This window comes from Mesorhizobium sp. (assembly GCF_965229135.1).
GTDB lineage: Bacteria > Pseudomonadota > Alphaproteobacteria > Rhizobiales > Rhizobiaceae > Mesorhizobium.
In genome coordinates, this window is the sequence record NZ_OZ245860.1 from 4,622,309 (window position 1) to 4,642,383 (window position 20,075).

The 20,075-nt window shown below is 63.5% G+C and carries 22 protein-coding genes; 11 read left to right on the forward strand and 11 right to left on the reverse strand.

Annotation, left to right across the window (positions count from 1 at the left end; genetic code table 11):
• Positions 1-156 precede the first annotated feature (156 nt).
• A complete protein-coding gene (locus ACO07C_RS22080; RefSeq protein ID WP_421916282.1) occupies positions 157-357 on the reverse strand; it encodes a hypothetical protein in 201 nt (66 codons plus the stop codon).
• A gap of 237 nt (positions 358-594) precedes the next feature.
• Between ACO07C_RS22080 and grpE the strand changes: the two genes are divergently transcribed.
• Together grpE and ACO07C_RS22090 are read left to right on the forward strand one after the other, a co-directional pair.
• On the forward strand, positions 595-1,224 hold the full coding sequence (gene grpE, locus ACO07C_RS22085) for a nucleotide exchange factor GrpE (RefSeq protein WP_421916283.1): 630 nt from the start codon (positions 595-597) through the stop codon (positions 1,222-1,224).
• A gap of 125 nt (positions 1,225-1,349) precedes the next feature.
• On the forward strand, positions 1,350-1,982 hold the full coding sequence (locus tag ACO07C_RS22090; RefSeq protein ID WP_421917580.1) for a trimeric intracellular cation channel family protein: 633 nt from the start codon (positions 1,350-1,352) through the stop codon (positions 1,980-1,982).
• A 51-nt stretch (positions 1,983-2,033) separates the two neighbouring features.
• Here the strand turns inward: ACO07C_RS22090 and ACO07C_RS22095 are convergent, their stop codons facing one another.
• From ACO07C_RS22095 to ACO07C_RS22120, 6 genes are all read right to left on the reverse strand, one after another.
• A complete protein-coding gene (locus ACO07C_RS22095) occupies positions 2,034-2,909 on the reverse strand; it encodes a GNAT family N-acetyltransferase (RefSeq protein WP_421917581.1) in 876 nt (291 codons plus the stop codon).
• A 193-nt stretch (positions 2,910-3,102) separates the two neighbouring features.
• Positions 3,103-5,340 carry a response regulator gene (locus tag ACO07C_RS22100; protein WP_421917582.1) on the reverse strand — a complete coding sequence of 746 codons (2,238 nt, stop codon included), beginning with the start codon at positions 5,338-5,340 and terminating at the stop codon, positions 3,103-3,105.
• A 178-nt stretch (positions 5,341-5,518) separates the two neighbouring features.
• Positions 5,519-6,508, reverse strand: coding sequence for an MDR family oxidoreductase (locus tag ACO07C_RS22105; RefSeq protein ID WP_421916284.1), 990 nt, complete (start codon positions 6,506-6,508; stop codon positions 5,519-5,521).
• A 60-nt stretch (positions 6,509-6,568) separates the two neighbouring features.
• On the reverse strand, positions 6,569-7,048 hold the full coding sequence (gene lspA / locus ACO07C_RS22110) for a signal peptidase II (protein ID WP_421916285.1): 480 nt from the start codon (positions 7,046-7,048) through the stop codon (positions 6,569-6,571).
• Between the two features lie 16 nt (positions 7,049-7,064).
• Complete coding sequence (locus ACO07C_RS22115; RefSeq protein ID WP_421916286.1) at positions 7,065-7,919, reverse strand: TrmH family RNA methyltransferase; 855 nt, start codon at positions 7,917-7,919, stop codon at positions 7,065-7,067.
• Entirely contained in the window at positions 7,920-9,014 is a 1,095-nt protein-coding gene (locus tag ACO07C_RS22120) for an RsmD family RNA methyltransferase (protein ID WP_421916287.1), read from the reverse strand. It abuts the gene before it with no gap.
• Between the two features lie 344 nt (positions 9,015-9,358).
• Between ACO07C_RS22120 and ACO07C_RS22125 the strand changes: the two genes are divergently transcribed.
• The 5 genes from ACO07C_RS22125 to ACO07C_RS22145 all read left to right on the forward strand — a co-directional run bounded on the left by ACO07C_RS22125 (position 9,359) and on the right by ACO07C_RS22145 (position 12,922).
• On the forward strand, positions 9,359-10,576 hold the full coding sequence (locus ACO07C_RS22125; RefSeq protein ID WP_421916288.1) for an RNA ligase RtcB family protein: 1,218 nt from the start codon (positions 9,359-9,361) through the stop codon (positions 10,574-10,576).
• Positions 10,563-11,180: a peptide chain release factor H gene (prfH, locus tag ACO07C_RS22130; protein ID WP_421916289.1), complete on the forward strand. Its 618-nt coding sequence runs from the start codon at positions 10,563-10,565 to the stop codon at positions 11,178-11,180. Before ACO07C_RS22125 ends, prfH begins: the two co-directional genes overlap by 14 nt.
• 153 nt (positions 11,181-11,333) lie before the next feature.
• Positions 11,334-12,023: a helix-turn-helix transcriptional regulator gene (locus ACO07C_RS22135; protein ID WP_421916290.1), complete on the forward strand. Its 690-nt coding sequence runs from the start codon at positions 11,334-11,336 to the stop codon at positions 12,021-12,023.
• 78 nt (positions 12,024-12,101) lie between these two features.
• Positions 12,102-12,482: a VOC family protein gene (locus ACO07C_RS22140; RefSeq protein ID WP_421916291.1), complete on the forward strand. Its 381-nt coding sequence runs from the start codon at positions 12,102-12,104 to the stop codon at positions 12,480-12,482.
• On the forward strand, positions 12,482-12,922 hold the full coding sequence (locus ACO07C_RS22145) for an EVE domain-containing protein (RefSeq protein WP_421916292.1): 441 nt from the start codon (positions 12,482-12,484) through the stop codon (positions 12,920-12,922). Before ACO07C_RS22140 ends, ACO07C_RS22145 begins: the two co-directional genes overlap by 1 nt.
• Here the strand turns inward: ACO07C_RS22145 and ACO07C_RS22150 are convergent.
• The 4 genes from ACO07C_RS22150 to sppA all read right to left on the reverse strand — a co-directional run bounded on the left by ACO07C_RS22150 (position 12,912) and on the right by sppA (position 15,611).
• Positions 12,912-13,877, reverse strand: coding sequence for an ornithine cyclodeaminase family protein (locus tag ACO07C_RS22150; protein ID WP_421916293.1), 966 nt, complete (start codon positions 13,875-13,877; stop codon positions 12,912-12,914). The genes ACO07C_RS22145 and ACO07C_RS22150 overlap by 11 nt on opposite strands.
• 33 nt (positions 13,878-13,910) lie before the next feature.
• Positions 13,911-14,243: a DUF1049 domain-containing protein gene (locus tag ACO07C_RS22155; RefSeq protein ID WP_421916294.1), complete on the reverse strand. Its 333-nt coding sequence runs from the start codon at positions 14,241-14,243 to the stop codon at positions 13,911-13,913.
• A gap of 44 nt (positions 14,244-14,287) precedes the next feature.
• Positions 14,288-14,572, reverse strand: coding sequence for an integration host factor subunit beta (locus ACO07C_RS22160; RefSeq protein ID WP_421916295.1), 285 nt, complete (start codon positions 14,570-14,572; stop codon positions 14,288-14,290).
• 82 nt (positions 14,573-14,654) lie between these two features.
• On the reverse strand, positions 14,655-15,611 hold the full coding sequence (sppA, locus tag ACO07C_RS22165; RefSeq protein WP_421916296.1) for a signal peptide peptidase SppA: 957 nt from the start codon (positions 15,609-15,611) through the stop codon (positions 14,655-14,657).
• A 301-nt stretch (positions 15,612-15,912) separates the two neighbouring features.
• On the opposite strand from sppA, the gene lptC reads away from it, so the two are divergent.
• The 4 genes from lptC (at position 15,913) to rpoN (ending at position 19,751) form a co-directional block, all read left to right on the forward strand.
• Complete coding sequence (lptC, locus tag ACO07C_RS22170) at positions 15,913-16,623, forward strand: LPS export ABC transporter periplasmic protein LptC (protein ID WP_421916297.1); 711 nt, start codon at positions 15,913-15,915, stop codon at positions 16,621-16,623.
• A complete protein-coding gene (locus ACO07C_RS22175; RefSeq protein WP_421916298.1) occupies positions 16,610-17,209 on the forward strand; it encodes an LptA/OstA family protein in 600 nt (199 codons plus the stop codon). Before lptC ends, ACO07C_RS22175 begins: the two co-directional genes overlap by 14 nt.
• Positions 17,209-18,027, forward strand: a complete 819-nt coding sequence (gene lptB / locus ACO07C_RS22180; RefSeq protein ID WP_421916299.1) for an LPS export ABC transporter ATP-binding protein — start codon at positions 17,209-17,211, stop codon at positions 18,025-18,027. The genes ACO07C_RS22175 and lptB overlap by 1 nt, the downstream gene beginning before the upstream one ends.
• 197 nt (positions 18,028-18,224) lie before the next feature.
• The gene (gene rpoN, locus ACO07C_RS22185) at positions 18,225-19,751 is read left to right on the forward strand and encodes an RNA polymerase factor sigma-54 (RefSeq protein ID WP_421916300.1); all 1,527 of its coding nucleotides are present in this window, start codon (positions 18,225-18,227) and stop codon (positions 19,749-19,751) included.
• Positions 19,752-20,075 lie beyond the last annotated feature (324 nt).

Genomic DNA, 20,075 nt, shown 5'->3' on the forward strand with positions numbered 1-20,075 from the left:
CGCAAGGCAAGGATCACGTGAAATTACTGCGCGTAATTGACGCGCGATCGCCGATCGCCGGCCAAACGGGGTTGGCTGGGTGGAGGTTCGAGGCCGCTGCTGAAATACTTCTCGATCAAGCGAGGACGGTCGATGCGCCTTACGGCGAACGCTGCGCTAACGTGTCCTGTCGCGTCTGTCCATGCCCTCGGTTCCATCGAGCTGGTCGAGCAATTCCTGAAAACGGTCGGGAATATCGTTATCCGCACGAAACGCCGGCAAGTTACGCAGAAAGCGCTTCGTCGCATCGGAGCCCATCTGGCGCCTGATGTGGGCGGCTAGTCCTTCCGGTCTTTCGGCGTTGTTGCGGGTCATCATTTCAAAAATCCTTTGTCGGGTTCGAAACTCCTCCAGCAAGGGAATGGTTCCCCCGTCACGCCATCGTTGCAACCAAAGCCAACGATTACGGTAAAGTTTGAATTAAAATCTAAGGACCGGCCATGCGCTGCCAGAGGTTGGCTTATGGCCTCCCGCATCGCTTACCCCTTGATTTTTGGCCGCCAAACCTCGATATCGGGCACAAATCCGAAACATTCGAAATGACGGGAAACGGCGATGAGCGACCAGGCAAAAGACGAACGCGCGCCCGATGAAATCGAGGCGATCGACGCCGCTGCCGAGCGTGCGCAAGGCAGTGTCGACGGCGACTATGAAGCCCTTGTGCGGCTTCTGAAGGAAAATGAAGAGCTGAAGGACCGCGCGCTGCGCACCGCGGCCGAGATGGAAAACCTGCGCCGACGCACCGCGCGCGACGTGCAAGACGCGCGTACTTACGCCGTCGCCAATTTCGCGCGCGACATGCTGTCGGTCTCCGACAATCTGCGCCGCGCGCTGGATGCCATTCCGGCCGAGGCCAAGGCGTCGGGTGACGCAGGCTTCACAGCGCTGATCGACGGTGTCGAACTGACCGAGCGCGCCATGCTGTCCGCCATGGAACGGCACGGCGTGAAGAAGCTTGCGCCCGAAGGCGAGAAGTTCGATCCGAACTTCCATCAGGCGATGTTCGAGGTTCCCAATCCGGACGTGCCGGCCAACACCGTCGTGCAGGTCGTGCAGCCCGGCTATTCGATCGGAGAACGGGTGCTGCGCCCTGCCATGGTCGGCGTGGCCAAGGGCGGTCCGAAGCTGGCGGCCGCGCCAGTCGAGCCAGGCCCGGTCAACGAGCAGGCCGAGAAAGACGCGTAGTTAGGGATCAGGCAGTAGGCAGTAGGCAATAGGCAGTAGGGAAGCCAAGGCGGTCGTATCAATCACGCTGCTTCGTGTTATTCATACGCCTTACTTCTAATCCCTACTGCCTATTGCCCATGCCCTTGAACCCAATCGCGCTTCTCGATTATGCCGGCGTTGCCGTTTTCGCGGCGACGGGTGCGCTCGCGGCTTCGCGCAAGCAGCTCGACATTATCGGCTTCCTGTTCCTGGCCAGCGTAACCGGCATCGGCGGGGGCACCTTTCGCGACCTCATCCTCAACGTGCCGGTGTTCTGGGTGGTGAACCGCGACTATGTGCTGATCTGCGCGGTGGTGGCGGTCATGGTCTTCTTCACCGCGCATCGCTTCGAGTCCCGCTACAAGCTGTTGCTGTGGCTGGATGCCATCGGGCTGGCCGCTTTTTCGGTAATGGGTGCGGCCAAGGGCCTTGCGATCACCGGCTCGCCGGTGGTGTCGATCATCACAGGCATGCTGACGGCCACCTTCGGCGGTATCCTGCGCGACCTCCTTGCCGGCGAGCCATCGGTGCTGCTGAGACCGGAAATCTATGTCACCGCGGCCCTTGCGGGCGCGTCTCTCTACACAGCCGGAGACATAGCCGGCCTGCCGCCGCTCGTGTCGAGCCTCGCCGGCTTCATCGCGGCCTTAGCCGTGCGCGGCGGTGCGCTCAAGTTCGGCTGGTCGTTTCCGTCCTACAAAGGCCGCCCCGGCCGGAGGCCGGAAGACATCCCGTGATGGGCAATAGGCAGCGTGTTAAAAGGATTGGACGTCCAGGCGTCCCTGATCTCAGGCCGCGAAGCGTTGCGCTTCCCCGCCATAGTAGTTGACGTAACGAGCGCCGATCTCCTTGACAGGCATCACCACGAACACGTCGACGGTCGAGAATTCACGGTCGATGACGCAGCCGTCGCCGATGCGCGCGCCGACCCGCAGGTAGCCCTTCACCAGCGGCGGCATCGCCGCGATCGCCGCCTTGGTGTTGACGGCCTCGATCGGCATCAGGTCCATCGAGCAATAGCGCCCGGCGACCGCGCGCACGTCCCAGGCCGAGTTTGTCCGGCAGTGATGGGCAAGATAGGTGAGCGCTTCGGCGTGCGCCGCCGGGACCGTGCCGGGGAATGACGCGCAACCGGTCATCACGCCGATGCCGTAGTGATTGATATAGGCCCAGATTCCCTGCCAGAGCGCCTCAATGGTGCGCTTCGAGCGGTATTCCGGCAAAACGCAGGAGCGGCCGAGCTCAAGGAAGCGCTGGCCGGGATGGCGGGCGATCAGCTTGGTCAACTCGAACTCGCCCTCGGAATAGAAGCCGCCGGCGGTCGCCGCGATTTCCTGTCGCAGAAGGCGGTAGGTGCCGACGATGCGGCGGTGCTCGGGGCCGGGAAGCGTGGTGTCGAACACCAGCAAGTGGTCGCAGTGCGGGTCGAAACGATCGGAATCGCGCCGGTCCTGTGCCTGGAACAGGTCCTTCCTTGCGCCAAGCTCGTCATAAAACACCCGGTAGCGCACTTCCTGCGCGGCAGCGATCTCGGCCTCGTTGCGGGCGAGCCGCACTTCGAGGTTGCCGATGCGACCGAGCGATGCGCCTTTTATGACCGCGTCGACGTTCCGCCCGGCAAGCAAGGCGCCGCCAGCGTTCGGCCGAGTGTCACATTCCGGCATAACTGTATGCACGAGTGATTCTCCTTCGAGCCATCCCTCTTGGCACGGGGATACGGTGTAGGTGCAACAGGATTGTGACAGTAACGTGATACGACGTTGCGGGCAATACTTCGTCGGCTGGCGAATGCCTTCATCCGGCTATCTTACGGGCGGAAAACCAACCTGTACAAAGGTGGGTGGACCACAAGAAAGCTCACGCAGCCACCTGTGCCTCGACGGCGTTGACCAGTGCTTCGGGGTCAAGCGGCTTGGTGACGAAACCGCTGGCGCCATGGGCGAGCACGGCATGGCGAGTCTTTTCCTGGCTGTCCGCCGACAGCACCATGATCGGAACCGGCGGCGTCGCCGTTTCCTCCTCATGGCGGCGAATTGCCGCGATGGCATCCAAGCCGTCCATCACCGGCATATGCAAGTCCATCAGCACGACGTCGAAACGGTTCCTGTGAGCAGCCTCGATGACGGCCTCTACCGCGGCCTTGCCGTTGCCAACCACCTGCACGCGATGTCCGGCCTTCAACAGCGTGGCGCGGGCGAGCATGGCGTTGATGTCATTGTCCTCCGCGATCAGCACGGAGAGGCCGTGCTGGCGGCCGCCGGCGGCCCGGAGAGGAGGCGTGCCGCGCTTCTGTGGGGGCGGCTGGCTGGCCACGGCGCCGACATGGTTGGTCAAAAGCACGCGCAACAGCGTGCTGCCACGCACCGGCCGGGCCAGGAACGTGGCGTAGCCGCTGGCACGGAACTCGCCGAGCATGCCCCGATCGGTCGGCGCGATCAGCGTTATGGCCTCGCAGTCCGTGAAGCCGCTTTGGCGCAGCCGCTTGAGCAGCCTTCCGTCGTTCTCTTCCATGGCCGCGTCTATCAGCAGCACGTCGCAGCCCGCGGCGTAGAGCATCGCCTGGGCGGCGGTCGTGGCGAGATCGACGGTGCCGCCATTGGCGCGGATCGTGCGTGCGATGGCGTCGGCCTCTATCGTATTCCTCGAGAGGATGACGGCGCGGCGACCCAGCAGCGCGTTGCGGCGGCTCTGGGGGGCCTCGACGGCCGATGCAGCCGGGATTTCGACGACGAACTCAGAGCCCTGGCCCAGTCGGCTCGATACCGAGATGGTGCCGCCCATGGCGGTTACCAGACGCCTGGATATTGCGAGGCCGAGGCCGGCGCCGCCATGGGTACGCGTGGAGGTGCCGTCGGCCTGTTCGAACTCCTCGAAGATGCGCTCCATGTCCTCATCGCGCAGGCCCGGACCGGTGTCGGCGATCGTGAAGCACAGGCGATCGGTGGTTTCTGTACGGGCGCGGGCGATGCTTACCAGCACACCGCCGCTGTCGGTGAACTTGATGGCATTGCCGATGAGGTTGAGCAGTACCTGCCTGACCCTGCCTGGGTCGGCGGTGATCATCTGCGGCACGTCGGGCTCGACATGGCAACCAAGGCCGATATTCTTGGCGAAGGCGCGGGCGGCCAGAAGTTCGATGACGTTGTCGGCAATCTCACGCACCGACATCGGCTGTGGCTCGGGATCGAACCGCCCGGCCTCGATCTTGGAATAGTCGAGCAGGTCCTCGATCAGGGCGAGCAGGGCACTGGCCGAGGTGGAGACGGCGCTGACATAGGTCTGCTGCTCCAGCGAAAGGTTGGTGTCGGCCAGCAGCCTTGCCATGCCCATGATGCCGTTCATGGGCGTGCGGATTTCGTGGCTGACGGTGGCCAGGAAGCGCGACTTTGCCTGGCTCGCGTATTCGGCCCGTTCGCGGGCTGTGATCAGCGACGATTCGGCGCGCTTGCGCGCCGTGATGTCGCGGGCGATGGCGCGGTGCGAAACCGCGCCGCTTTCCTTGTCGCGCACCGACAGCTCGATCCATGAGAACCAGCGTGGACCGTTGGGTGACCGGATCGCCACGTCGGTGGAGCTCAGGCATTCATGGTCGGAGAAGGCAGCGTCGGGAACGATGCCGACATCGATGCCGAGTTCCACCAGCGTCTTGCCGGCAAGGTCACGCGGGTCTGTCTCAACAAGATCGGCGAAAACCTTGTTGGCATAGACGATGTGGCCGTCGCGGTCGCGATGGACCACGAGATCGCCCAACGCGTCGATCAGCCCGCGAAAGCGTTCCTCGCTCTCCTGCATTTCCCACATGCGGTCGGCAAGCGTCTCGATCTCCGCGCGGTTGCGGGCAGTGGTCTCGTCGAGAAGCGACACCGCGCGGCGGTGCGCGCGCTTGGCGCGCAGATGCATGGCAATGCCGGCCATGCAGGTGGCCAGCAGTCCGGCCGTTATGAAGAACGGCGCTCCGGTGAGATGCGCGAGGCCAGCCAGTATGGCAACGGCCACGAGCGTTATGAGCGCCAGGCCTTCGCGGTTGCTTGCGGCCAATTCGGGCGCCAGCGGTGGCGTGGCGGCAAGCTGCCGCCTTGGCGTCTGCGGGGTCATCCCGTCGACGCCTTCGGCCCTCTCCGTTTCTGCAATGACGGAATCCGCGGTCATGCGGAAATCCTTTGCCAGAGAGACCTTATGGAAGATTGGGACGGATCGTTCGAATTTTAGCGGATGTACGGTTTTTGGTTGTCGACCTGCGCCCACGTCCACCGGCGTGTGGCGTCGTCGTGATCTACATGTCGACCACGACGCGGCCGCGAACCTTGCCTTCGACGATGTCCTGGGCGGTGGCGATGATGTCGTCGAAGCCGATGGTGGTCGAGAGGCTGGCGAGCTTCTCGAGATCGAGATCGGTGCCGATGCGGCGCCACGCCTCCATGCGGACCGCCTTCGGCGCCATCACCGAATCGATGCCCAGCAGCGACACGCCGCGCAGGATGAAGGGTGCCACGCTCGACGGCAGATCCATGCCGCCGGCCAGGCCGCAGGCGGCGACCGCGCCGCCGTAGGACGTCATCGACAGGACATTGGCCAGCGTGTGGCTGCCGACCGCGTCGATGCCGCCGGCCCAGCGCTCCTTGGCCAGCGGCTTGGCCGGCTGGGCAAGCTCGTCGCGCGAGATCACTTCCGCCGCGCCAAGGTCGATGAGATACGGGCTTTCCGCGTTCCGGCCGGTCGAGGCGATGACATGATAGCCGAGGCTGGACAGCAGCGAGACAGCGACCGAGCCGACGCCGCCGGCGGCACCCGTCACCACCACGGGGCCGCGGTCGGGGACGATGCCATGGCGCTCCAGCGCGATGACGCAGAGCATGGCCGTGTAGCCGGCGGTGCCGACCGCCATCGCGTCATGCGCACTCATGCTTTCCGGCAGCGGCACCAGCCAGTCGCCCTTGACGCGGGCGCGTCCGGCATAGGCGCCGAAATGGGTCTCGCCCACGCCCCAGCCGTTCAGGATGACCTTGTCGCCCTTGTGCCAGTCGGGATGGGAGGAAGAGGTGACGGTGCCCGAGAAATCGACGCCAGGCACCAGTGGCCAGCGGCGGATCACCGGCGCCTTGCCGGTGATGGCGAGGCCGTCCTTGTAGTTCACGGTCGTCGCCTCGATGGCGACGGTGACGTCACCTTCCATCAGGTCGGCCTCGGTAAGGTCGGTCACCGTCACCGACTGTTTCTTGTCGGCGTCACGCGAAACGAGGATGGCTTTGAAGGTTTCCGGCATTTTTCTCTCCTCGGTCTGGCTGGACCGACTGTGCGGCGAGGGCGCCATCAGGTCAATCGTTCAGGCTTCGGGCTTCGCCTCGTGCCGCCAGCCGATGAGTTCGTCGACGACGACCAGGACGGCGCCCACCGAGATGAAGGCATCGGCCAGATTGAAGACGGCGAACGACCAGACCGGCGTGTGGAACAATATGTAATCGATGACGTGGCCATAGGTGGCGCGGTCGATCAGATTGCCAAGCGCGCCGCCGACGATCAGGGCGAAGCCGGTGCGGGCAAGGACGTGACCGGAGGGCGTGCGGGTGGCGAGATAGAGCACGAAGGCAACGACGGCGAGCGAGACCACGATCAGCCCGGTGTCGCCGAAGGACGAGAACATCGAGAAGGCGATGCCGGTGTTGTAGGTGCGAAAAAGCGCCAGGAACGGCACCAGGTCGACCTTTTCCTGAAAGGCAAGGCCGGTCTCCACCATGTATTTTATCCACTGGTCGAGCGCGATGGCCAAGACCGTCAACAGGACGTAGGGGGACCATGACTTCATGGTTTGGCGGCCTCCATTACAAGTCGGCGACAGGCTCTAGCTTCAGCGCGGTGCGCCGGATCTCGAACAGCATGATCCCGGTGGCGACGGCGAGGTTGAGCGAATCGGCGCGGCCGGCCTGCGGTATGCGCAGCAGCCTGTCGCAGCTCGCGGCCAGATTGTCGGGCAAGCCCTGCTGCTCGTTGCCCATCATCAGCAGCACCGGGCCGCGGGAGTAATCGACCGAGCGATAGTCGACCGCTCCCTTCAGATGCGTGCCGCCGACAAGGCCCGAAAACCCGCCGCGCCAGGCGAGGAAGGCTTCCTGGCTTGCCTTGACCACGGGCACAGCGAAGATCGAGCCCATCGTCGCGCGTACCGTCTCGACGGAAAACGGGTCGGTGGTTTCGCCGATAAGGATGACGCCCTTCGCCCCGACGGCGTCGACGGTGCGGATGACGGTGCCGAGATTGCCGGGATCGCGCACGCGGTCGAGCGCCACCCAGACGTCGCCGTTGGCGGCGCGGATATCCTTGAGCGGCAGGAATCTCTGTGAAAAGACGCCGACCACCATCTGCGGATTGTCACGCCGGGTGATGGCGACAAGCACCTTCTCCGACACTTCGAGCACCGTACCGCCGGCGGCGACGGTGCGCGCGGCGACCTTCTCCACCGCCGCGTTGCCGCGTCCGGCCTTGGCGAACACAAGCGTCCTGATCGACCAGCCGAGGTCGAGCGCGTCGATGACCAGTTTCAGCCCTTCGGCCATGAAGGCATTCTGCTGGTCGCGGAACTTCTTCTGCGCGAGTGCCTTGATGTCCTTGATCAGCGGATTGGCAAGGCTGGTGACTTCCTTCACCAGTCCCGGCGAGCCGGTATGTCGCTCATTCATTCAGGCCACCCAACGCGAAAACAATGAGGTCGAAAGCGCCCGGCCTGCGGATTTTTCACGGATGATCAACTCGCCCGATTCAACCTTGCCACCCATGCCGGCAAAAGTATCGCGCATCAGGGCGTGGATGGCGAAGAAGGAGGCGCGGATCGAATAGGCCGTCAGCACCACGGCAAGCGGTTTTGGCGTCAGGATCGACCGGCAGAGGTCGGTCAGCGCCGGCAGGTCCTCGAACAATTGCCAGACCTCGCCCTTGGGGCCTCGGCCATAGGCCGGCGGATCGAACAGGATGATGTCGTAGCGACTGCCCCGGCGCTCCTCGCGCTCGGCGAACTTCACCGCGTCATCGACGATCCAGCGGATGGGCTTGCCGCCAAGGCCGGCCATCTCCTGGTTTTCGCGCGCCCAGCCGATCGCTTTCTTCGACGCATCGACATGGGTGACCTCGGCGCCCGCGCGGGCTGCCACCAGGGATGCGAGCCCGGTATAGCCAAACAGGTTCAGCACTTTCACCGGCCGTTTCGCCGCGGCGATGAGACCGGCCATATGGTCCCAGTGCGAGGCCTGCTCGGGAAAGACGCCGACATGGCGAAAAGAGGTGAAACGGCCGAGATAGTCGATGCCATCATGCTTCATCGGCCAGGTCTCGCCGAGCGGCACCTTCGGAAAACGCCAGCGGCCGATGCCTTCTTCGTCGGTATCGCCGGTGAAGATGGCGTCCGCGCGTTCCCAGTCTTTTGTCGGCAATGCCTTTTGCCAGATCGCCTGACCTTCTGGCCGCACGATGCGATAAGGGCCGTACTGCTCGAGCTTCTGCCCGGCACCGCTGTCCAGCAGCGCATAGTCGGCGTTGGGCGCGACTTCCAGGATCAGCGGCAGGTGCTCGGCTGGCAGGGCGCCTTCGCGGCGGGCCAGGATGCGTGGCGCGGACTTCGGTTGGGAATGCTCGTCAGCCTGAGCTTCGCGCTGCTCGCGCGGCTTTGGATCAGGCCTGGCCACGGCGGCATGGCCGGAGCGCGGGCGCGATTGTTCCGTCGCGCCCTTCGCGGATTGATGCGGGCGGCTGTCGCGGCGTTTGTCGCGAAAAGACTTCAAGAAGCGGCATCTCCCAACGTCGTGGCCGCTTTTGGCATGACCACCGCTATGGCGCAACAAGCGATCATGGTCTTGCCGATTTGGCGCACGCCGGCGGTATATAGGGCGGGATGGACGGGTTTCGAAGGGATGCGTTGCTGTTCGTTTTCGGTGCGCGCTTGTGTTTTTGCCGGTTTCGTCTATGAGACCCGGCATTGTTTTTCTGGAATGGGAGCGAAAGATGACCATGATCACCACGCACCCCGCAAGGGTTCCGGCGTAAGCCAGCGTTTCGCTGACTGCCGCCGGTCGAACGGATGCCTGACGGCGTCCGATTTCCGACCTGTTTCCAGAAGTGTTCCATCATGGGCAATTTTATCGGGAGCTCAGGCTCCTCTTCGCCATGCGTTGCCGAGGCGGCGCATATCCAGAACTATTTTTCGTCGCGGACCTGGATCGAGGGCGCGGCACTTGAACAGCTGAAGTCCGTCGCGGCCCTGCCGGGCGTCAGTTCGGTCGCGGCCTTTCCGGACCTTCATCCCGGCAAATACGGCCCGACCGGCATTGCCGTGCTGTCGCAACGATTGCATCCGCAACTGATCGGCAACGACATCGGATGCGGCATGTCGCTGTTCGAGCTCGATCTGCCCTTGCGCAAGCTGAGGATCGACAGGGCTGTCGAGGGCCTGCGTCGGATCGAGGCGGAAGATGTCTTCGATCCGGCCGAGGCCCTTGCCGCCTCGAGCCTGCCGCCTGACCTGTTTCCGGCAGCGCTCGGCACTATCGGCGGCGGCAACCATTTTTGCGAGCTGCAAGCCGTTGACCAGACGGTGGATGCGGCGGGTCAAAGCATGTTCGATCGCCAGAGGCTCTATCTTCTCGTGCATTCCGGCTCTCGCGGTCTCGGTGCATTCGTCTTCGGACAGATGCTCGACCTGCAATCGCCAATCACCGCAGGACTTGATCCGGCGTCGGAGGATGGGGTGCATTGGCGTCGCCAGCACGATGTCTGCGTCACCTGGGCATCGCTGAACCGCAGGCTGATCGCCGAGCGGGCGGCAAGCGTGTTGCGCGCGGATCTTCGGCTGGTGACCGATGTGCCGCACAACCTTGTCCGCGACAGGGGTACAGCCTTGGTCCACCACAAGGGTTCGGCGGCTGTCCAGGCCGGTGACATGGCGCCGATCGCCGGGTCGCGCGCCAGCCTCAGCTATGTCGTGCGGTCACTCGACAGTACGGGGCCATCGCTCGGAGGGATCTCCCATGGCGCGGGCCGCAAATACGACCGCGCGACGATGCATGGACGCACCGGGCGCAACAGGTCGGAACGGGTCGCCTTGCTCAAGAACGAGTGGGGCGGACAACTGATCTGCGATGACCGAAGCCTGGTCATCGAGGAGGCGGCTGGCGCCTACAAGGATGCCGGACAGGTGGTACAGGACCTCGCCGATGCCGGCCTTGTCCAGGAGCTTGCGGCCATGCGGCCTTTGGTGACCTACAAGAAGGCCATCGAAGGTCCACCCGACCGGACGCGCAACAAGCCGTCGCGGGAAAGAGGGAGGGCAGGCCATGGCCGAGGTTGATCTGCTGGTCACGTCCGGCGATGGCCCGGTCGAATGCCGCATAGCCCTGATGGCGCTGGTCCGCGCGATCGAAAGCGAAGCTCGCCTGCGCGGTTGCAAGGCCGAGAGCGCCTTCGGCCACAGGCCGGACGTGCATGGTGCGAAATCAGCATTGGTCAGCCTGGAGGGGGCGAATGCCGAGGGACTGGCCGTGGAGTATTGCGGTACGGTAAAATTCATCTTCAAGAGCCCGGTGCGCCATGGCCACAAACGCCAGAACTGGTTCGTCGGCGTGAAGCGGGTGAATCTCGCGGAAGCCGTACCGGCCGCCGTTTCGATCGAACCCAGCGATGTGCGTTTCGAAACGCTGCGGGCCGGCGGGCCAGGCGGCCAGCACCAAAATACCACCGACAGCGCCGTGCGCGCCGTCCATTTGCCGACCGGCATCGTCGTGACGGCGCGCAACGAACGTTCCCAGCACCGCAACAAGGCAATCGCGCTGCGGCGGCTGGAATCGATGCTTCGTATGCTTGCCGATCGCGATTTGGAGATGTCGAAGGCGGAACTGTTCGTGGCCAACAAGTCGCTGGAACGCGGCAACGAGGTCAAGGTGTTCCGCCTCTGAACATGGTGCGGCCAGATTTTCCGGCGGCTTATCCGCCGACGTCTGGCCGCTCCGCTCTCGCATCTTCACTGTCGTCCGGCTCGTCGTTCCAGAAACCGCGGCGCGCTTTCAGAAGAGATGGACTATCGTGAGGGCAGGCAAGCCCCGAGAATCATGTCCCGTTCAGAACGTCTTCTCGACCTCATCCAGGCATTGCGCCGGCACAGGCGTCCGGTCAGCGGGCAGGTGCTTGCCGATGAGCTGGGCATCTCGATCCGCACGCTCTACCGCGACATTGCCACGCTGCAGGGACAGGGCGCGCCGATCGAGGGGGAGGCAGGGCTGGGTTATGTTCTCAGGCCCGGCTTCATGCTGCCGCCGTTGATGTTCACGGACGAGGAGATCGAGGCGATCGTGCTGGGTTCGCGCTGGGTGGCCAAACAGCCGGATGCCCGCCTTTCCGCCGCCGCCGCCAATGCGCTGGCCAAGATCGCCGCCGTTCTGCCGGACGATCCGCGCGAGGACCTCGATGCCACCGCGCTGCTGGTGGGCCCGCCCGCCGGGCTGGTGGAAGGCATCGACCTCGGCGTGGTCAGGCAGGCCATTCGCGATGAGCGCAAGCTCGCCTTTCTCTATCGCGATGCGGGTGGTGCTGCGTCCCAGCGCACCGTCTGGCCTTTTGCGGTCGGTTTCTTCGACAAGGTGCGGGTGGTGGTGGCCTGGTGCGAGATGCGGCAGGATTTCCGGCATTTTCGCGCCGATCGTATCTCAGCGCTCAATGCCACCGATACACGCTATCCGCGCCGGCGACAGGCGTTGCTCAAGGAATGGCGCGCGACACTCGACAAGCCGCGCGGCTCATGACGGCTACTGCCAGAATCTGACAGTGGCCTCTTCTATGGTCTCCAGATCGAACTAGCGAAAGCCTTGGAGACCAGGATCATGCCCACGCCGAATTTCGTCATCCTCTACGTCGACCAGCCGCTTGAGAGCGGCGTGTTCTACAGTGCGCTGCTTGGCCGGGAACCGGTCGAGAGCGCGCCAACTTTTGTGCTATTCGTGCTCGATGGCGGTTTCAAGCTCGGACTTTGGTCGCGTCATACGGTGGAGCCGGCAGCAGCGGCCGCCGGCGGCGGCGGCGAGGTCGTGTTTGCCCTGGAAACGCCGGCAGCGGTCGATGCCACCCATGCCGACTGGGCAAAGCGGGGACTGAAGATCATCCAGGCCCCAACGGACCTCGATTTCGGCCGTACCTTCGTCGCGGTCGATCCCGACAATCACCGCTTGCGCGTCTATTGGCTGTCCGATGCGGGGGAACGGTGATGAGCGCCCACTGGATCGCGGTCGCGTCAGCCGAGCATGTCCGGCGCGGCAGGCAAGAAGGCTTCATGCAGGTCAACCACGGCAAGTCAGCGCCGTTGCGCCGGATCAAGCCCGGCGACGGCATTGTCTATTACTCGCCGAGCACCGTTTTGGGCATGAAGGACGGTCTGCAGGCGTTTACCGCGCTCGGCACCGTACGGGAGGGAGAGCCCTACCAGGGCGACATGGGCGGCGGCTTCACGCCGTTCCGGCGCGATGTCGAATGGGCAAAGGCAAGCGAAGCGCCGATCAAGCCGCTGCTCGACCGGCTGGAATTCACCGCCGGCAAGTCGAACTGGGGCTACCAGCTTCGCTTCGGCCTGTTCTCCATCAGCGCCGGGGACTTCGCGTTGATCGCCAAGGCGATGGGCGTCGCGACAGGCGCCGAGGCTACCGCTTGAGCGCGCGGTAGACCGCGATGCCGGCGGCGAGGTCCTCGAGGGCCGCGCCGACCGACTTGAACAGCGTGATCTCGCTTGTGCTCTGCCGGCCGTTTTTCTGGCCGCGCGCAAGTTCATGCAGGTCGGCGACGATGGCCTCGGCCTTCAGCACGCCGGAGGCCAGAGGCTGGACGATATCGCCGGCTTCCTTGGTGGCGCCGGCACGCGTGTCGACGAAAACGCGGGCCCTGATGATCGCATCGTCGTCGGCTTCGCGCATTGTGGGCGTGAAACCGCCGACAAGATCGACATGTGTTCCCGGCTTCAGCAGTTTGCCCTTGACCAGCGGCGTCGTGCTGATGGTCGCCGAGGAGACGATGTCGGCCTGGCCCAGTTCGGTGTCGAGATCGTCAGCAGCTTCCGCGGCCAAACCTTCGACGCGCAACTCATTGGCGATTTTCTCGGCATTGGCCCGCGTTCGGTTCCAGATCCGGATGGTCTTGATCGGCCGCACGGCCGAATGCGCCTTGGCAAGGAATGGCGATAGCGCGCCGGCGCCGATGATCAGCAATCGCGACGCATCTTCCCGGGCAAGGTATGAGGCGGCGAGCGCGGAGGCGCATGCCGTGCGCCACTGTGTCAGGCGTTGGCCGTCGATCATCGCCTCGGGCTCACCCGTCGCGCCGTCGAGCAGCAGGTAAAGCCCCATCACCGCCGGCTTTCCAATGGCGTTGTTGTCGGGCGATACGGTGACGATCTTGACGCCGATGTGGCCGCCCGACGACGTGCCGGCCGCGTTGAAGTCGGTCCAGGCAGGCATCAGCAGCAGTGTGGATGCCGCGCCGTCGGGCCGTTCGACACCATGGTGATGACGCACGGGTTGGACCGCGCCGTCGCGAAAGGCGGTGCGCAACGTCTCGACCAATCCGGGAAACGTCAGCGCATGATCGACCTCGGCGGCCGAAATGGTCAGCATGGGAAACTCCGTGGATGGAAAATGCCAACCGGTTCAGTTGGTTGGCTTGGGCAAGGTGGGGCCCTGCGGTGCGGCGGGAGTCCGGGCGATCGACTGGCGCAGGTTCTCGGCATCGGCGCCGCGCTGGCGCGCCAGCTTGCGATAGTGACCTTGCCTGACCCAGGTTGCCATGCTGCCGACGACCATGCCGATGGCAAGGGCCAAGAACAGGAAGATGAAGAACGGCAAGTTCAACGTCAGGGACGGATTGCCGGGATTGAACGGATCCAGGGTGAAGGACACTAGCTCGCGATTGGCGACGGCCAGCGCGATCAGGATGATGGCGAGCGGCACGAAGACCACGATGAGCATGAAGCGATTGAGCATGATGTTTTCCGCTGGAACACTGGCCTCGTCGAAAGAGGCTGCGCCTATTTTGCTCCGTTCAGCCTCTCACGCAGTTCCTTGCCGGTCTTGAAGAACGGCACCCATTTCTCTTCGACCTCGACGGATTCGCCGGTGCGCGGATTCCGGCCGGTGCGGGCAGGGCGGTTCTTCACCGAAAACGCCCCGAAGCCACGCAATTCGACCCGGTTGCCATCGGCGAGCGCGTCGGTGATCTCATCGAAAATGGCGCCGACGATATTCTCGACATCCCGCAGGAAAAGATGCGGGTTACGCGTGGCAATGATCTGCACAAGTTCGTATTTGATCATGAGAGAGGTCCCCGTGAAAGCAGTTCGGTCAAAATTATGAGGATGATTTTATTTGCTTTTTTCACTCGCCCCAAACGGCCCCTCAAGGGTGCCAGACTGAAACGAGACCGTCAAGAAACAAGCGGTCGGCGCCAAGTTCGTGCATCACATCGCCGCTGTAGTCGGGCAAGCCGAGCGCGCTGGTGATCGTGCGCAGCATCGACCTGGAGAACAGGAAGCCGCCGCGCTTTTCGGTGGTCTTCCACTCCACCACCTTGAGCTTGGCATCGACACCCTTGGTCGCCAGCCAGCCGATTGCCTCGGTCTCGCCGCCGACGCCGTCGATCAGCCCGTTGGCGACACCCTGGCGGCCGGTGAAGATCGAGCCGTCGGCCAGCGCCAGCGCCTGCTCATGGGTCATCTTGCGGCGCTCCGCGACAATGCCGACGAACCAGTCGTAGCTGTCGAGGATGAGCTTGCGGACCATGGCGCGCTCATCATCATTCGTCGGCTTGAACGGGGAGGGCGCGGCCTTGAGCGGCGACGACTTCACTTCCTCGAGCTTGATGCCGAGCTTGTCCATCATGCCGCTGACATCCGGATACTGGATGAGCACGCCGATGGAGCCGACGATCGAGGATTTGTGAGCGACGATATGGTCGGCCGCGCTTGCGATCATGTAGCCGGCGGACGCGGCGAGCGTGCCCACTTCCGCGACGACCGGCTTGTCGGCCGCCAGCTTGCGCACTTCCTCGTAGATGGTTTCGCCGCCGACCGTGGTGCCGCCGGGTGAATCGATCGACAGGATCACACCCTTCACCTTGTCCGACTTGCGGATGGTTTCCAGGCGCTTGATCAGTTCTTCGTCCTCGGTGATGGTGCCTTCGATCCGGACCTTGGCGATATGGTCGACCGTGGCGCCGCCCAACTCGTCGCCATAGAACCAGGAGGCAATGGCAACCAGCCCGAGTGCCAGGATAGCGATCGCCGCCACGCGCCAGAATGTCAGTTTGCGCCGCAAGCGGCGGCGGTCGATCAGGTCGTCGGCTCTCAATGCCATGGTCTGCCTCACAATCGTGGAAGCTGACGCTTTTAAAGCAAGCTCCCGCCCCCCGCTACCGGTTTCCTGTGTAGCCCGCCGCGGCCCAGGCAGGCTTTTGGGGCATGACAACTGGTGGTGGACGAAAAATTAACGCTTCGCAGCCGTATCTGATATGACAGGCCGTTGCGTGGATTTGATTTGGTTCACGCAACGAAAACTGTCATATTTTTGCGGTTTTCCTCCGCTTGTGCTTGCTTGAAGGCGTCGGCTTCCCACCTATAGGCGGTGTCCGGCGGGCTGGGTTGTAAAGAAAGCTGTGATGTTAGCGCGAACGATTGAACCAACCAACGCCGAGACGGAGTTGGCTCCCCCGGTGGCTGGCTTGGCGAGGGACGATGCCTTCGATCGCGCGCAGCGCCACTCGCGACGCGTGCGTTTCCTGAAGCTTGCGATACCGCTGCTTGCCGTGGTGATCGCCATCGGTTTTCCGGCCTATTCCTATCTCTCCGCGCCCGTGTCGGTCGCGGTCCAGGCCGAAGGGACGGCTTTTTCCAACGGCAAGCTGGTCATGGCCAATCCCAAGCTGAACGGCTTCACCAAGCAGAAGCAGCCCTATTCGATGACGGCGTTGCGCGCCATACAGGACGTGACCAAGCAGGGCATCATCGAACTCGAGGGCATCAACGCCAAGCTGCCGATCGCCACCGACAACATCGCCACCGTATCGGCGTCGCGTGGCGTTTATGACCGCGACGGCAACACGATGAACCTGACGAGCGACGTCACGGTAAGCACCACCGACGGAATGGAAGCCAAATTCAAATCGGTCTTCCTCGACATGGGCAAAGGCACTATGAAGACGGGAGATCCCGTCGATGTCGGCAAGGGCGCATCGCGGATCACCGCGGATTCAATGTCGGTTCAGGACAATGGCAAGGTCCTGATTTTCGAAAACAGGGTGCGCGTCAACATCGATTCCGCCAGCTTGGCGACAGAGGGAAAGAGCGGAGAATCCAATGCGGCTCAGTAGTTCGGCGCGGCTCATGGCCGCGACTTCGGCATTGCTGTTCCTGGGGCTGGCATCGTCCTGGGCGCAAACGAACACAACCAGCCAGATGTCAGGCCTCAAACTCTCCGGCGACAAGCCAATCCAGATCGAGAGCGACAAGCTGGAGGTCCGGCAGGCGGAAAGCGTGGCCGTGTTCACCGGCAATGTCAGCGTCGTCCAAGGTCCCACAATGCTCAAGGCGGGCAAGATGACCGTCTACTACGTCAAGGATCCGAACGCGGCCGCCAAGGGCACGGAAGCGGCCGGAGCTGCGATGACCGGCTCGGCCAATATCGACCACCTGGAGGTCGAGGACAAAGTCTACATCAAGTCGGACCAGCAGGTCGCGACCGGCGACAGCGGCAGTTTCGACATGAAGAGCCAGGTGCTGGTGCTTTCGGGCAAGAAGGTCGTCCTGTCGCAGAACGACAACGTGCTGGTGGGCTGCAAGCTGACGGTGCAAATGAAGAGCGGCCTGGCCCAGGTCGATCCCTGTGGTGGTCAACGCGTCATGATGTCGATCACGCCGCCGAAATCGGACGCAAAACCGGACGCGGCAAAGCCCTAATGGCCGGTGCATCTTCGCTGATGGCGCGTCTGTCGGGACGTGCCGCGAGCACGCTCGCGGCACCGGCCACGGTGACCGTCGATGCCACGAAGTTCAAGGGAACCTTGATCGCCAAGGGCCTCACCAAGAGCTACAAGGGTCGCAAGGTGGTCAGCGGCGTGACGCTCGGCGTACGCGCGGGCGAGGCGGTCGGGCTGCTCGGCCCCAACGGCGCCGGCAAGACGACCTGCTTCTACATGGTCACTGGCCTGGTGCCGGTGGACGAAGGCACGATCGAGATCGACGGCTTCGATGTCACCGCGATGCCGATGTACCGCCGTGCGCGTCTGGGCATCGGCTATCTTCCGCAGGAAGCCTCGATCTTTCGCGGTCTCAACGTCGAACAGAATATCCGCGCCGTGCTCGAAGTGGTCGAAAAGGACCGCAAGGTGCGCGAGCGCAGCCTCGATGAACTGCTCGAGGAATTTCACATCAGCCATTTGCGCAAGGCGCCATCCATGTCGCTTTCGGGCGGCGAACGGCGGCGTCTGGAAATTGCTCGCGCTCTGGCGACGCGTCCCGCCTACATGCTGCTGGACGAGCCCTTTGCGGGCATCGATCCGATCGCGGTTGCCGATATCCAGCAACTGGTGCGTCATCTGACGGCGCGCGGCATCGGCGTGCTCATCACCGATCACAATGTCCGCGAGACGCTCGGCCTGATCGACCGCGCCTACATCATCCATGCGGGCCAGGTTCTGACCCATGGCAGGGCCGATGAAGTGGTCGCGAACCCCGATGTACGGCGGCTCTACCTCGGCGAGGGTTTCACTCTGTGATCACGAAATCGCGCCGACAGCGCGATTCTTGTTAGGTTTTGGGGAGATTCCCTCGATTTCTTCCGCCTGATAACGTCTTCGTAAACGCGATTTGCTAGTCATTGCTTGACAAGCAAAAGCCGGGCCAGTTTCTATGTCCGGCTGAGAAAATTCTTTCCGCGGTGCGGATGCGTAGACGAGGCGTTTGAAACCGAACCATGGCTCTGGCGGCGAAGCTACAGCTACGACAGTCGCAGTCGCTGGTGATGACGCCGCAACTGATGCAGTCGATTCGGCTGTTGCAGTTCACCCATGTCGAGCTGGAGCGCTTCATCGACGACGAGATCGAGCGCAATCCCCTCCTGGAGCGCGCCGAACCCCAGGATGATGCCGCCAGCGACCAGGCGCAGAAGAACGATCCCGAGCCGGAAGCGGCAGGCGATGGAGACTGGTTCGAGAACGAGACGGCGTGGACCGCCGAGGCGATTTCGGAAAAGCTCGACAGTTCTCTGGAGAATCTGTTTCCCGATGATCCGGGCACGAGCGAACGGCTTGGTCCCGACCTGACGGCTCAATGGAAGTCGGCGTCCGGCAATGGATCAGGCGCGTCATCCGAGGGCCTCGACGCGGGCGACATGGCAGCGACCGCGATCACGTTGCGCGACCATGTCGGTGAACAGGTTGCCCTTGCCTTCGCCGACCCGGCCGCGCGCCTGATTGCCGGCGAACTGGCCGACGGTCTTGACGAGGCGGGTTACATGCGCGCCGACATGGCCGAGATCGCGGCACGTCTGGGTGCCGACGCCGCCACCGTGGCCAAGGTCCTGGCGGTCTGCCAGACTTTCGAGCCCGCCGGCCTGTTTGCCCGTGACCTCGCCGAGTGCCTGTCGCTACAGCTTGCCGTGCGCGACCGCCTCGATCCGGCGATGAAGGCACTGGTCGCCAATCTCGAACTGCTGGCGCGCCGCGACTTCCAGACGCTGAAACGGATTTGCGGCGTCGATGAAGAAGATCTGCTCGACATGCTGGCCGAGATCCGTGCGCTCGACCCCAGGCCTGGAACAGCGTTTTCGGTCGGCACCAGCGACGCGATCGTCGCCGATGTCGAGGTGCGCGCGGCCAATGACGGCAGCTGGACGGTCGAACTCAATGCCGAAACGCTGCCGCGCGTACTGGTCGACCATATCTATTTCGCCCAGGTGTCGCCGCATGCGAAAAACCAGACGGAAAAGGATTTCCTGGCCGAGTGCCTGCAGAACGCCAACTGGCTGACGCGCAGCCTCGACCAGCGAGCCAAGACAATCCTCAAGGTTGCGTCGGAGATCGTGCGCCAGCAGGATGCCTTCCTGGTGCACGGCGTGCGCCAGCTCAAGCCGCTGAACCTGCGCACCGTGGCCGACGCCATCGGCATGCACGAATCGACGGTCAGCCGGGTCACGGCCAACAAGTACATGCTGACGCCGCGCGGCGTGTTCGAGCTGCGCTATTTCTTCACCGCGTCGATCGCCGCTTCCGGCGGCGGCGACGCGCATTCGTCGGAGGCGGTGCGCGACCGGATCAAACAACTGATCGACGAGGAGAAACCGGTCGACGTCCTCTCCGACGATGCGATCGTGGACATGTTGCGCGAGAGCGGCGTCGACATCGCCAGGCGTACCGTGGCCAAATATCGCGAGGGCATGAATATTCCCTCGTCGGTGCAAAGGCGGCGCGAAAAGCGCGCCATGGCCAGCGCAGGGCGCTAATACGGCCCGTTTCAGCTTGGACGCCTGTTGCACGAGGGTTGAACTGACCGTTGGCGCTGGAAACCCCCCATTGTCCACGGGGCCACTGCTCCGGCCCGATTTCCACAGGGCGCCAGCTTCATTGACAAGCCGCGGTGAAGTGGCTAGAAGCCCGCCCGCATGAGACGGGCTGGTTGCCCGCATGCGGATGGTCCGTCACGACGGTGGCCTCGGGACGGCCAGAAGGCGGCTTGTGATCAACTGGAAAGTTCGGATTTAAAATCGGCGCGAGTGACGCCGCAAAGCTTGTGCGCACGGACCACGAGTATAAACTCTGGCCAGTTT